Genomic DNA, 13012 nt, shown 5'->3' with positions numbered 1-13012 from the left:
GTTTGTGCGATGCAGCATTAAAGACTTCGCCGGCCATTGAAGCAGTCCGCGGTGTGAGCCCCATTTACGATCCATCCGTGGGTAGAGTCTCAGCGGAATGATTGCCGTATTGGGCGGTTGATGCAATGGCCACTGCTTGCTTAGGCGTCTGCGGTTTGCGAACTCGGATGGCGTCAGCCAGCCGAGCCTTGAATGGGGTCTTTGGGTGTTATAGAGAATCGTACGCGCAAGTGAAATCGCTTGCGAAGCGAAAAATGCTCCAGAGTCAAAAGCTGGCGCAACTTACCACCCTCAAGTGCGGATGCACTTGAGGGCCCGTTGCGCTAGTAATTGAGGGTCAGATTCACATAGCCGCCCCACCAGTTTTCCGCCAGGCCCTTGGCGGCGTCGCGCAGGCCTTGGCCGGGCAGCGACAGCGCGCCGCCGGCGGTCAGGAACAGGTTCGGGGTGAGGATGCGCGTGTATTCGAGATAGAAGTCGTCCGAGAGGTTGGGATTCTGCACGCCCACGATGATGATCGGGGCGCCGTTCTCGAACGTCACCTCCGCGCCCTGTCCGAACTGGATGGGACTGTTCTCCTGTGCCGCCATCACGTGCCAGTAGCGCGCCGAGACGAAATCCTGCTCGGTGATGACCAGGCCGAGCGCAAAACTGTGCGCCATGATGTTGGAATTGTAGAAGGCTAGCGACGCGTTTCCGCCCGTGGCCCAGCCGCTGGGCGAGCCCTCGTAGAATAGGCTGTCGAAGCGCTCGTTCTGCGCTGTCGATGGATCGTCGCCCGAAAAATAGCGGAAGGCGTATGAGAAGGTGGGCGTAAAGGGCAAGGCGGCTGCGGTATAGCCGATTTCCGCCTGGCCGCCCCAAGCGGACTGGTCGATGCGCTCGTTCCACTCATGCGCGAGGTCGCCGGCCAGCCACAGCGTCGGCAGGCTGGCGAAGGGCTGCGTCCGGAAATAGCCGTGCAGCACGTTCATGCCTTCGCGGCCATCGGGGATGATGGTCAGCGGGGCGGCGAGCGAGGGATAGTTCGACTTGATCACGTTGATATAGGCAAGTCCGGCGTAATCCTTCTCCGACCAGTCGTAGCGCGCATGCGCGCCGGCTATCTCGGTGAGGCTGTCTCCCGACTCCAGTTCGCTGGGGTTGAGGTAGAACTGCTCGAGGGTAAGCCCGCCAACTTTCTCGCGCGCGATCGCCGCCATGTCCCAGGCGCTCCGCGGCGACAAAAGCAGCGCGCCGCGCTCGTAACCGTTGCCGCCGCCCATCTGGATCAGCATGCCGGAACCGATCTGGTAATCCTGCTTTCCGGCCGACAGATCGAGAGACAAGCCGGTCGATGCCGTGTAGCGGAAGCCGCCATAAGCATTTTCCAGCGTCACCGCACCGGTGTTTCCGGCGTCAAAAACATCGGTGCCCCATGTGTAGGACGCGACGGCGGCAAGACCGCCATAGAGTTCCGCCTGCGGGCCGGCGGCGATGTTGAACTTGGCGGAGGGTTTGAGATAGCCTTCCGTCCAGGACATGTCGGGATTGTAAGGCGTGGCGGGCGGAAAGGCGTCGGTCAGGTTCCACCAGCTGTTGATTTCTCCGGAGGTCTGAACCGCGCCGTCGAGGCCCAGCTTGAGCCGCCAGCCGTCGCCGGTGAACAGCAGCGGGTCGGCCGGGGCCTGCTGGGCGCGCGCGCCGGCGCAACCGAGCATGACGGCGGCCGCGGCGAACGCCGCCGTCAATCGCCTCGCGGAGCGGCGCAGAGCCGCGCGTCTCAAGGCTGCATGCTCTGGCCGGGGTTCAGCGACCCTCCCTTCTGCCGGGGCGGGAACGCCTTGAGCGACGCGAAATGCGCGTTCAGCACATCGGCGATCATTCCACCTAGGAAGGCCTTTTTCATCGCCAGCAGCGCCGAATAATGCCCGTCACGCTGCTCGAAGGGGTCCATGCGCAGGTTGAACACAAGCGCGCTGCCGCGGAAGTAGTCGAAGAATCCGTTGCGCTCCTGGAAGTGGGTCTTCCACGGGCCCAGCCGGATCGCTGTCAGCTGGCTTTCGTTGTAGAACAGTTCGATATTGCGCTTCGATGGCGCGCCCTGCGTCCAGGTGGCGATGTTATTCACGCCGTCAATCTTCACATTGTGGCTGGCGAGCAGCTTTGCTGCAACGTCGTCGACGCCCGCCGCCGCGGCAAGCGTGGTGAACAAGTCCGTGTGGTCCTGGATGCCGTTGGATACGCTACCTGGCTTGATATGCCCGGGCCAGCGGATGAGCATGGGAACGCGCACGCCGCCCTCCCATGTCGTGGCCTTCTCGCTGCGGAAGGGCGTCGTGCCGCCATCCGGCCACCAGGCGGCCATTGCGCCATTGTCCGTGGTGTAGAGCACGATCGTGTTGTCAGCTGCCTTGATCTCGTCCAGCGCGCGAAGCAGCTGGCCCACATATCCGTCATGCTCCATAAGTCCGCTGCCGTAGATATCGTATTCCGAGGAATAGGGCTGGGCGAGATAGCGGCTCTCCGGCTTGAGGTGCGTGTAGATGTGCATGCGCGAGGGCGCATACCACGCGAAGAACGGCTTCTTCTCCGCCACGGCCTGGCGCATGAAGGCGATGGTGCGGCCGGTGAAGTCGCCGTCGATCGTTTCCATCCGCTGCGCGGTCAGTGGCCCCGTGTCTGCGCACTGCTGTTTGCCCCATGCCCCGAAGCGCGGATCGTCTGGCTCCGGATTGACCTCTGCCGTGGCCTTGCAGTCGAGAACGCCGCGCGGTCCATAGCGCGCCGTGAAGGCGGGATCCTTCGGCCAGTCCGGATCCTCCGGCTCTTCCTCTGAGTTCAGATGATAGAGGTTGCCGTAGAAAACGTCGAAGCCGTGCACGGTTGGCAGATGCTCGTTCCTGTCGCCGAGATGGTTCTTGCCGAACTGCCCGGTCGTATAGCCCTGTCCCTTCAGCACTTCGGCCAGTGTCGGGTCCAGCCCGCTCAGTCCGATGGGCGAGCCAGGAAGGCCCACGGTCGTCAGCCCGGTGCGGATCGGCAATTGCCCGGTGATGAAGGCCGCGCGGCCCGGAGTGCATGTGGGTTGGGCATAGTGATCGGTGAACAGCATGCCCTGCGCGGCAATGCTATCGATGTTCGGGGTCGGCACCATCATGCCGTGGCTGTAGGCGCCGATGTTGAAGTAGCCCACATCGTCCGGCATGATCATCAGGATGTTGGGCGGCGTGCTGACCGCCTGCGCCGGTATACCGAGCGACAGGAGCATCGCGCCCGCCAGTCCTGCAATCTTCCACTTCATGACGCACCTCCCGCTTCTGGAAAATACATGCGGACGACGGGCCGGGCAATAGAATGGATTGTCGGCGGCCGGCTGGCATAGCCTTCTATTCCGGATACTTGCCCTGGCGCGGCTCTCATCAAGGGCCATGGCCCCATGTCCGCCGGGTGGATCGCCGGCGGAACCAGATCGCACTGGACAGCAGTATGGCCCGTCCTATAGTCCCGTCGATGACACACCCATCCCCCCGCGACGTCGTTAACCGCCAGCTCGAGGTCTACAACGCCCACGACATTGACGGCTATTGCGCGCTCTTTGCCGGGGACGCGACGATCTCGGACCTTGTCACCGGCCAGATGATCTGCAACGGGCTTGCCGAAATCCGCTCGGTCTATACCAAGCGCTTCGCCGATAATCCCAAGCTCAGCTGCACCGTTCACCAGCGCCTCGAAGGGCCAACGCACGCCATCGACAAGGAAACGGTCTATGGACTTCCCACCGGCCCTCTGCACATCATGGCCATCTACGAAGTCCGCGGCGGCCTCATCCGGAGTTTGAAATTCATCCGCTGGACGGATTAGTGCAGCCGGAAAAAGCGCCAGCCTATTCCGGATAGCCCGCATCGCCCGATGCGGGTGCGCGGTTGAACAGGATGAAGACCAGCGCATTGCCCGGCTCGCTGCTGGCATCGCTGCGGATGGCGCCCACTTCCCCATCCACTGGGCTTGCATATTCGGCGACCGTCTCGCCAAAGGCATTGCGCTGCACGACCACCTTCTGGCCGGCCTGCACCTTGTCATTCGGAGCAACCAGATGCTCGATGAAGCCACCCTCGGTGGCCAGGATGGGTGCGGCGCTGTTGCCGATGAACATGCCTGCGTCCGCACCCGTCCGGCCGATCGCGCCGCCGGCGACGCCATAATGCTTCAGCACGTTCATCGTGCCCTCCACGAAGGGCGCGATCAGTTTGGGGGCGAGGATGCGCGCCGCCCCCACTTCGGGGCAAATGCTGGGTATGCCAGCATCAGTGAAAGCGTTGTGCAGAACACCTGGGTAGGCTGGTGAGTCCAGAACCTGACGGACTGGAAAGAGGTCAATGATGGCTTTGACTTCAGGTATCTGGCGGTTCCCGATAATCCAGTCGTTGCAATCGAGCCCGGTCGTGCCGGTGTGAAAGTCGAGCGCGATGTCGGAGTTGGGTTTGAGCAGCCGGTTGAACAGCAGTCCGGCGTGGCGGCTGGAGGCGGTTGTGCCATTCTCGTTGCCTGGCCATTCGCGATTCATGTCCACGAGATCGATGCCGCGTCCCTGGTTGGGCCAGCGCCGCTGCATGGTTTCCAGCGCCGGGCGCGAGATGTCGAACACGGCCATGACGCTGCCTGCCATCTGGGCGGGGTCGAGCTGCTCCATCACCTGCTGCACCACGCGGATCGAGCTCATCTCGTCCCCGTGCACACCGCTGGTCAGCGTGATGCGCTTGCCTGGCAGGCGGCCCTTGGCCACCATCACCGAGACGAGCCAAGGTTGCCCCGTCGCCGATTCCACACCCCGGAAATAGAGCATGTGCTTCTGCCCGGGCACGAGGTCGGCGATGTCGAGGGTGCTCACCACCTTCTTGCCGTTCACCACGTCGCCGGTGAACACGGTGTTGCCCGCCGTGGCCGCTGCCGCGTCTCCCGCGTCGGCCATCACGGTAGCTGCCGCCAGCGGCGCCACCAGGAAGCTGCGCCGGTCGATCGTTGGAAATTCCTTCTCCGGCATAGCGATCACTCCTCTTGGATTGGCTTTGCTCAGGCCGGCTTCACCAGCACGTGCTTCTTCTTGCCCATCGACAGTTTGATCGCGCCATCGGCCAGCAGGGCGCGGGTGAGCAGCAGTTTCTCGTCGGCCACGGTATGGTGTTCATCGACTGGACGCAATAAGTGGGTCTCTCAACTCTATATCCGCCTCACAGTCCTGGTGCCGTCACCCAATCTTAGTGCCGTCACCCCAGCGAAAGCTGGGGCCCAGCTTTCCACCCACTCCCAAGCCTGAAGCTGGACCCCAGCTTTCGCTGGGGTGACGGTCTGAACTAAGAATGTATTCCAGAAGAGCTCCTATGCCGGCTTCACCAGCACGTGCTTCTTCTTGCCCATCGACAGTTTGATCGCGCCATCGGCCAGCAGGGCGCGGGTGAGCAGCAGTTTCTCGTCGGCCACTGCCTGATCGTTCACGCGAATGGCGCCGCCCTGCACCGAGCGCCGCGCCTCGCCATTGGACGAGGCAAAGCCCGCCGCCACACAGGCCGCCAGCAAACCTGTCCCGGCATCGAGGTCGAGCGTGATCGACGGCAGGCCCGTGGCACTTTGGCCCTCCTCGAAGGTGCGGCGCGCCGTTTCGGCGGCCTCGTCCGCCGCGGCCCGGCCATGCAGCATGGCGGTCGCTTCCGTTGCGAGGATTTTCTTCGCTTCGTTGATTTCGGACCCACCCAGCGCACCCAGCCGCGCAATCTCGGGCAACGGCATTTCGGTGTAGAGCTTCAGGAAGCGCGTCACATCCGCGTCTTCCGCGTTCCGCCAGTATTGCCAGTAGTCGTAGGGAGACAGCAGGCCGGCGTTGAGCCACACGGCGCCAGACGCCGTCTTGCCCATCTTCGCTCCGGAAGAGGTGGTGAGCAGCGGCGTGGTCAGCGCGAAGAGCTGGCGCTGGTCGCAGCGCCGGCCGAGCTCGATGCCGTTGACGATGTTGCCCCACTGGTCCGAGCCGCCCATCTGCAACACGCAATTGTGCCGCCGCGACAGCTCCAGGAAGTCATAGGCCTGGAGGATCATGTAGTTGAATTCGAGGAAGGTGAGAGGCTGCTCGCGGTCGAGCCTGAGCTTCACCGAGTCGAAGCTCAGCATGCGGTTGATGGTGAAGTGCACGCCATAATCGCGCAGGAAGTCGATGTAGTTGAGATGGTCCAGCCAGTCGGCATTGTTGATCATCTTCGCATCGGCCGGACCCCCGCCGAATGTCAGAAACTTGGTGAAGACCTGTCTGATGCCGGCGAGGTTGGTGGCGATCTGATCGACGGTGAGCAGCTTGCGCGATTCATCCTTGAAGGAGGGGTCGCCGATCTTGGTGGTGCCGCCGCCCATCAGCGCGATCGGCTTGTGGCCGGTCTTCTGCATCCAGCGCAGCATCATGATCTGGACGAGCGATCCCGCGTGCAGCGAGGTGGCCGTCGCGTCGAAGCCGATATAGCCGGTGATTGAGCCGGCCTTGGCGGCGGCATCGAGTCCCTCCGGGTCCGAGATCTGGTGGATGAATCCGCGTTCTGACAGTACAGTGAGGAAATCGGATTTGAACTGGCTCATGGCGCTGCGGCTTTCGCAAGGGGCTGCGGGCTCTTACCACGGAGCTTCCCCCTGTCAAAACCGCTGACCGCATTGGGCCTGAACTAAAGCAGCCGGTGCGAGCCGCTGAAACCAGCACCGGCCAAAGGCAAGTCTGGCTTGCGGATATGTTCAGCGCGGCGCCGGAAGACTCGCGAGAAAGCCGTCGATCAGCGCGGTCGTTGCCTGCGGCGCATCCACCACCGAAATATGTGCCGACTCGACGGTTTCGAACCTGCCCTGCGGCAGCGTCTCGGCGGCCTGGCGCAGAGAGTCGGGCGGGTACATTTTGTCAGCCCTCCCGGCGATGAACAGAACCGGCGCCCTGATGTTCCGCATGCGCGGCGCCAGCGGCTCGCGTTCCAGCAGCACAGAACGCACCGTGGTTGCCAGGGCAGCGCCATTGGCCCCGCGCAGATGGCGGCGAAAATCCTCAAGTGCCGGACCGCCGCGTGCAATGGTTGCTGGCAGGAAGAAGGATTTTGCGGCGCCTTGGGCGAACATGCCCGTCCGGTGCAGCCGCCGCGCACCCCAAGTGACGAAACGGTCGCCAAAGCCGCGTTGCGGCGCGTTTACCGGCGTGTTGAGCATCACCAAGGCCCGCGTGCGCTCCGGGTAGGCGATCGCGAATTCGCCCCCCACCAGGCCGCCAAGCGAGGTTCCGACGATAACGACGGGCTGGCTGATCGCCAGCCTATCGAGGATCTGGGCCAACGCCTGGCCGCATTGCGCCATCGTGAAGGGGCCGGGGGCCGGGCCGCTGTCGCCATGGCCGGGTCCGTCGACGATGACCAGCCGGTGGCGCTTGGCCCATGCCATGATCTGCGCCCGGTAAATGGTGTAGTCCGCCAAGATCGAGGGCCATAACACGAGAATATCTCCCCCGCGAGGCGTCTCGCCCGTATCGCGGACGGCAAGCTGCCCAATCTTGGTTTGGATCATTCTTGGGGCGGGCAGCGGGATGGGGTCACTCATGATTAATGATCCGGTCTTGGAGTGCATCAACGTGGGGTTGGAAAGGGTCAGGGGTTCACTCATGGTTGCGGTCTCCTAATGGTCTGGAGCGGCTTGGGTGAAGCAGGGCCGCACCTGAAACTATGAAGTTAACAATGTTAATATGAGGCCTCTTGCGCTAGATGTCAATGGTGTTAACATCTTCGTTATGAGTAACGTTGCACCCCGCCGTTTTCACCATGGCGATCTGCGCCGCGCCCTGATCGAGGCGGCGCTGGCCGCGCCTGACATCGAGTCCTTGTCGCTGCGGCAGCTGGCCACCTCGGTCGGGGTCAGCGCGCCGGCGGTGTACCGGCATTTCGAGAGCAGGGAGGCCTTGCTCATCACGCTGGTGGATATCGGGTTCCGCCGTCTGGAAACCTATTTCGCAAACGCGTTCGATCCGGCCCGCCCGGCGGCGGACGCGGTGGAGGCACGCGCGCGCCTGATGCGCCTGGGCGTGGCCTATCTGGATTTTGCGGATGCAGAGCCCGCCTTGTGGCGCCTCATGTTCGGCGTCAATGCCGTCGGCTACCGGTCAGCTGCCGTGCCGGACGGCCGCACCGCCACCTACAATTATCTGCCGCTTGCCCTGCAGGATCTGCACCGTACCGGCGTTATCGCCGCGCCACCCAGCGAGCGCGACGCGCTGTTTGCTTGGAGCGCCATCCACGGCCTCGCGACGCTGCGCGCCGGCGCGGTGACGGCAGCCTGCGGGCCCGCTGAAGAGGTCGCCGCATCGTTGGTGAAGCGCATCTTCAGAGCGCTGGGTGCGGCGGAGCCGGCTTGAGGATTTCAGGCCGGCCTTGGCGGCGGCGTCCAGTCCTTCCAGGTCCGGGATCTGGTGGATGAATCCGCGGTCTGACCGTATATTCAGAACACTGGATATGAACGGGCTCATGGCACTCGGACTTTCGAAAACGGCTGCGGGCTCTTACCATGGAGGCCTGCCCTGTCAAAACTGACGACCGCCTTGGGCCTCATGTCCGGCACCTCGCTCGATGGCATCGATGTGGCGCTGCTCCGCACCGATGGCGAGGAGCAGGTCAGCCGCGGTCCCGCTGCAACCTATCCTTATCGCCCCGGCCAGCAGGCCGTCCTCCGCGACGCGCTTCAGGAAGCGAAGGCGCTCACCTCCCGCGAGGCCCGCCCCGGCATCCTGGCCGAAGCCGAGCGCGCCCTGACGGAATGGCACGCCGAGGCCGTCAGCCGTTTCCTCGATACCTACGGCCTCACCCCCGCCGAGATCGATGTCATCGGCTTCCATGGCCAGACCGTCATCCACCGCCCGGAGCGCCGCCTCACTGTTCAGCTCGGGCTCGGCCCCGCGCTTGCGCGCCGCATCGGCATCCCCGTGGTCCATGACATGCGCGCCGCGGACGTCGCCGCCGGCGGGCAGGGGGCGCCGCTGGTGCCAGTCTATCACCGGGCATTGGCCGCCGCCGTGGGCGAACGCCCGCTGGCCTTCGTCAATATCGGCGGTGTCGCCAACATGACCTGGATTGGGCGGAATGGTGACCTCGTCGCCTTCGACACCGGTCCCGGCAACGCCCTTCTCAACGACTGGTGCGAGCGCTGGACGGACGTTCCCTACGACGTTGACGGATGTCTTTCGGCAAGCGGCAAGAGCAACCGAAATGTCATCGAACAGCAACTCAAAAACAACTTTTTTGCAACATCCGCACCCAAGTCGCTCGACCGCAACAGCTTCGATGTGAAGCTCGTCGAGGGCCTCTCCCCGGCCGATGGCGCGGCGACCCTTGCGCGCTTCACGGCGGAAGCCATCGCCGCCAGCGTGAAGCTGGTGCCGGAACCGCCCCGCTTGTTCATCGTCTGTGGTGGCGGCAGGCTTAATCCCACCTTGATGCGCGACTTGCGGGAATGCCTGCAAACTCCTGTTATGATTGCTGAAGAAGCCGGGATGAATGGCGACTCGATGGAGGCGGAGGCTTGGGCCTATCTCGCTGTCCGCTGCCTTGGCGGGCTTGCCATGACCTTCCCTGGAACGACCGGCGTGCCGGAGCCTCTGTCAGGCGGGCTTGTCGCCCGGCCTTAGCCACCTGATGGCCCGCCCGTCAATCACCACGAGCGCCAGCATGATGATAAGCGTGCCTAAAATCTCCATCCGATCAAGGGTTTCGCCCAAGACCATATAACCGAGCGCGATGGCCGAGACAGGGATGATCATGGTCACCAGCAGCACATTGGCGGGGCCGGAGCGTGCCACTACACGGAAGAACAGGATATAGGCAAAGGACGTCGACAACAATGAAAGCCCCAGCAGAGCTGCCCAGCTTTCTCTCGATGCAGCAAGGAGTTGCGCGGGGTTATCAAAGCTGAATGCGAGCACGGTCATGATGGCAGAGGAGCACAGCAGCTGCCCGGTCGCCATGCTCAGGGGCGGTGTGTCCTTCAGTTTCATCCGCGCCCACAGGCTGCCCACGCCATAACTCGCCGCCGCCCCCAGGCAGAGCAGGATGCCGAGGCTTTGCGAGTTTTCGGCGAAAAGCGAGGCGCCCTTGAGCACCGCAACGCCCACGATGCCAATCAAAATCCCCAGTACTTTCCGTGGGATGAGCGGATCGATTCCGGCCGCCGCAATGACCGCGACGCCGAACAGCGGCGATGTGGCGTTGATCACCGAGGCGAGCCCGGAGGCGATCATCGTCTGCCCTGTCACGATCAGGGTGAAGGGGATAACATTGTTGAGGACGGAGAGGCCGATGATGGCAGTCCAAGCCTCGCGCTGCTTCGGCAGCGGCCCGAGCAGCAGCAGGTGGACGGGCAGCAGGGCGGACGCCGCCAGCGCCACCCGCGCCCACACGATGACCAGCGGCGAAAGGTCTTTTACCGCAATCCCTACAAAGAGATAGGAGCCGCCCCAGATAACGGAGAGGAGCAGCAGCATGCCCCAGACGGAGAGCGGGATATGGTTCTGGTTGGGCGTCATGGACGATATTCTCTCCCGCCCGGGCACCATAGCGCCACCCGATAGCTGACTAGAGCTGACCTTCCGCCGCAAGCCGCTTGTCGAGATAGGTCGAACAGGTCTTGGTAAGCTCGTCGATCTTGTCCTGGAAGAAGTGGTTGGCCCCGGAGATGACCTTGTGTTCGACAGAAATACCCTTTTGAGTCTTAAGCTTAGACACAAGGCTGTGGACGGCTTCCGGCGGCGTCACCGTGTCCTTCTCGCCGTTGGCGAACAGGCCAGAGGCCGGGCAGGGGGCGAGGAAAGAGAAGTCATAATGCTTGGCCAGCGGCGCCACCGAAATAAAACCTGAGATTTCAGGCCGCCGCATCAGAAGCTGCATCGAAATCCAGGCGCCAAAGGACACACCGGCGATCCAGCAGATCTTGGCCTCGCGGTTGAAGGACTGCAGCCAGTCAAGTGCCGAGGCCGCGTCGGAAAGCTCGCCCGCGCCATTCTCGAAGACGCCCTGGCTGCGGCCTACACCCCTGAAATTGAAGCGTAAAACTGAAAAGCCGCGGCTCTGGAACATCTGGTACATGGTGTGCACGATGGGGTTGTTCATCGTGCCGCCAAAACTCGGGTGCGGATGGAGCAGGATGGCGATGGGCGATCCGGCCGCCTTGGAGTGATGGTAGCGCGCCTCGATGCGGCCCGCAGGTCCGCTGAAAATCACTTCCGGCATAAAGCTCTGATCCTCATCGGAGATATCCGGCGCGGGAAAACCCAGTGGACGGCCCACCGAATAATTGACTCCAGCACTCGGGTTTTCTATATCCCTGTTTAGAATTGTTCGAAACTGGCGGCGCGTGTCGCCGCTGCCTTGAAGCTCTCGCCTTTAGCACGGGTGAGGGGTTCAAAATCAAGGATTTCGTGCCATGAAGATGAGCACCAAGGGCCGTTATGCCGTGATGGCGATGATCGACATCGCCAGCTATTCCGATGGGGAACCGGTTTCGCTGGCCGAAATCGCCGAACGTCAGGATATTTCACAGGAATACTTGGAGCAACTCTTCGGCAAGCTGCGCAAGGCGAAGCTCGTCGAGAGCGCCCGCGGCCCCGGCGGCGGCTATCGCCTGGCCACCCCGATGAGCGAGATTCCCGTCGCCCGCATTATCGCCGCCGTCGACGAGGAGCTGCAGTTCACCCGCTGCGACGGCGATGCCGTCGAGGGCTGCGTCAAGGGCGAACGCTGCAACGCGCATGACCTGTGGTCGAGCCTCGGCCGGCAGATGATGTATTTCCTGTCGTCGATTTCGCTGGAAGACGTTGTTGAGAAACGCAATTTGGCTCTCGCTGCAACCATCAAGCAGACCAAGGACCGCCACCCGGAGGGCTCGCCTGCGTGAGAAGCTACCTCGACCATAACGCCACCTCGACGCTGCGCCCGGAGGCGAAGGTGGCGATGCTGCGCGCTATGGATCTCACGGGCAACGCCTCCTCCGTCCATGGCGAGGGCCGCGCCGCGCGCCAGCTGATCGACGATGCGCGCGAGCAGGTGGCCCGGGCGGTTGGCGTGATCGCACCGATGGTGGTGTTCACGTCTGGCGGCAGCGAGGCCAACAACATGGTCCTCAAGGGCGTAGCCGTTGAAAGGATTATCGTTTCCGCCGTGGAGCACCCGTCCGTGCTGGCGGCCGCCAAGGCATCCGGCAAGCCGGTGGAAACGATCCCGGTCGATGCCGATGGCATCATCGACCTCGCGGCGCTGGAGGCGATGCTGAAGGGCCCCAAGGCGCTGGTGAGCGTGATGGCGGCCAACAACGAGACGGGCGTTGTGCAGCCCCTTCACGAGGTGGTGCGGCTGGCGCAGCAACACGGTGCGCTGGTGCATAGTGACGGGGTGCAGGTTCTTGGTAAGCGCATGTTGAATTTTGCGTTGCCGCCGTTGCATTTTCTGACGCTGTCCGCGCACAAGAATGGTGGTCCGGTTGGCGTCGGCGCCGTTGTCGTTTGCGACGGTGTTCCGGTCGAGCCGCTCATCCATGGCGGTGGCCAGGAGCTGCGCCGGCGGGCCGGGACCGAGAACCTGGTGACGGTTGCAGGCTTCGGCGCAGTGGCCGGGCTCAAACAGGACGTCCGGAAGCTCCGTGACCGCCTGGAGGCAGAACTGGACGGTGCCGTGATTTTCGGCAGCGCCGTGGAGCGCCTGCCCAACACCACCTGCTTCGCCTTCCCCGGCATGAAGGCCGAGACGCTGCTGATGGCCTTCGATCTCGAAGGGGTCGCGGTGTCGTCGGGCTCAGCCTGCTCGTCGGGCAAAGTCGCGAAATCGCATGTGCTGGCGGCCATGGGGGTGAAGCCTGAAATCTCCGAGGCCGCCATCCGCGTATCACTGGGCTGGGACACCACCGAACAGGACATCGAACATTTCACCGCCGCGTGGCGCAAGATCCGCGACCGCCACAAGGCCAGGGCTGCTGCCTGAGGGAA

12 protein-coding genes are annotated in these 13012 nt (G+C 63.3%); 5 read left to right on the top strand and 7 right to left on the bottom strand.

Features of this window, described 5'->3' with window-relative positions:
* Nucleotides 1-323: 323 nt before the first annotated feature.
* Together IOC82_RS09665 and IOC82_RS09660 are read right to left on the bottom strand one after the other, a co-directional pair.
* Nucleotides 324-1766 carry a hypothetical protein gene (locus IOC82_RS09665; RefSeq protein WP_290545974.1) on the bottom strand — a complete coding sequence of 481 codons (1443 nt, stop codon included), beginning with the start codon at nucleotides 1764-1766 and terminating at the stop codon, nucleotides 324-326.
* The gene (locus IOC82_RS09660) at nucleotides 1763-3283 is read right to left on the bottom strand and encodes an arylsulfatase (RefSeq protein ID WP_290545973.1); all 1521 of its coding nucleotides are present in this window, start codon (nucleotides 3281-3283) and stop codon (nucleotides 1763-1765) included. The genes IOC82_RS09665 and IOC82_RS09660 overlap by 4 nt, the downstream gene beginning before the upstream one ends.
* 209 nt (nucleotides 3284-3492) lie before the next feature.
* Between IOC82_RS09660 and IOC82_RS09655 the strand changes: the two genes are divergently transcribed.
* Nucleotides 3493-3843 carry a nuclear transport factor 2 family protein gene (locus IOC82_RS09655; protein WP_290545972.1) on the top strand — a complete coding sequence of 117 codons (351 nt, stop codon included), beginning with the start codon at nucleotides 3493-3495 and terminating at the stop codon, nucleotides 3841-3843.
* 22 nt (nucleotides 3844-3865) lie between these two features.
* On the opposite strand, the gene IOC82_RS09650 is transcribed toward IOC82_RS09655, so the two are convergent.
* The 3 genes from IOC82_RS09650 to IOC82_RS09640 all read right to left on the bottom strand — a co-directional run bounded on the left by IOC82_RS09650 (nucleotide 3866) and on the right by IOC82_RS09640 (nucleotide 7656).
* Entirely contained in the window at nucleotides 3866-5023 is a 1158-nt protein-coding gene (locus tag IOC82_RS09650) for a succinylglutamate desuccinylase/aspartoacylase family protein (protein ID WP_290545971.1), read from the bottom strand.
* Between the two features lie 335 nt (nucleotides 5024-5358).
* Complete coding sequence (tyrS, locus tag IOC82_RS09645; protein WP_290545970.1) at nucleotides 5359-6600, bottom strand: tyrosine--tRNA ligase; 1242 nt, start codon at nucleotides 6598-6600, stop codon at nucleotides 5359-5361.
* Nucleotides 6601-6750: 150 nt separating this feature from the next.
* Nucleotides 6751-7656, bottom strand: a complete 906-nt coding sequence (locus IOC82_RS09640; protein WP_290545969.1) for an alpha/beta hydrolase — start codon at nucleotides 7654-7656, stop codon at nucleotides 6751-6753.
* A 124-nt stretch (nucleotides 7657-7780) separates the two neighbouring features.
* Here IOC82_RS09640 and IOC82_RS09635 point away from each other — a divergent pair, with 124 nt between their 5' ends.
* On the top strand, nucleotides 7781-8401 hold the full coding sequence (locus IOC82_RS09635) for a TetR/AcrR family transcriptional regulator (RefSeq protein ID WP_290545968.1): 621 nt from the start codon (nucleotides 7781-7783) through the stop codon (nucleotides 8399-8401).
* Between the two features lie 192 nt (nucleotides 8402-8593).
* Nucleotides 8594-9667, top strand: a complete 1074-nt coding sequence (locus IOC82_RS09630) for an anhydro-N-acetylmuramic acid kinase (RefSeq protein ID WP_290546025.1) — start codon at nucleotides 8594-8596, stop codon at nucleotides 9665-9667.
* Here the strand turns inward: IOC82_RS09630 and IOC82_RS09625 are convergent.
* Together IOC82_RS09625 and IOC82_RS09620 are read right to left on the bottom strand one after the other, a co-directional pair.
* Nucleotides 9641-10561 carry a DMT family transporter gene (locus IOC82_RS09625; RefSeq protein WP_290545967.1) on the bottom strand — a complete coding sequence of 307 codons (921 nt, stop codon included), beginning with the start codon at nucleotides 10559-10561 and terminating at the stop codon, nucleotides 9641-9643. The genes IOC82_RS09630 and IOC82_RS09625 overlap by 27 nt on opposite strands.
* Before the next feature lie 49 nt (nucleotides 10562-10610).
* Nucleotides 10611-11264, bottom strand: coding sequence for an alpha/beta hydrolase (locus IOC82_RS09620; RefSeq protein WP_290545966.1), 654 nt, complete (start codon nucleotides 11262-11264; stop codon nucleotides 10611-10613).
* Nucleotides 11265-11457: 193 nt separating this feature from the next.
* Here IOC82_RS09620 and IOC82_RS09615 point away from each other — a divergent pair, with 193 nt between their 5' ends.
* A complete protein-coding gene (locus tag IOC82_RS09615; RefSeq protein WP_290545965.1) occupies nucleotides 11458-11928 on the top strand; it encodes an Rrf2 family transcriptional regulator in 471 nt (156 codons plus the stop codon).
* Nucleotides 11925-13007: a cysteine desulfurase family protein gene (locus IOC82_RS09610; protein WP_366935665.1), complete on the top strand. Its 1083-nt coding sequence runs from the start codon at nucleotides 11925-11927 to the stop codon at nucleotides 13005-13007. Before IOC82_RS09615 ends, IOC82_RS09610 begins: the two co-directional genes overlap by 4 nt.
* The last annotated feature ends 5 nt before the right edge of the window (nucleotides 13008-13012 follow it).

Origin of the sequence: Aestuariivirga sp., from assembly GCF_020252395.1 — a bacterium.
Classification (GTDB): Bacteria; Pseudomonadota; Alphaproteobacteria; order Rhizobiales; family Aestuariivirgaceae; genus Aestuariivirga.
This window is presented reverse-complemented; position numbering and strand designations above follow the sequence as displayed.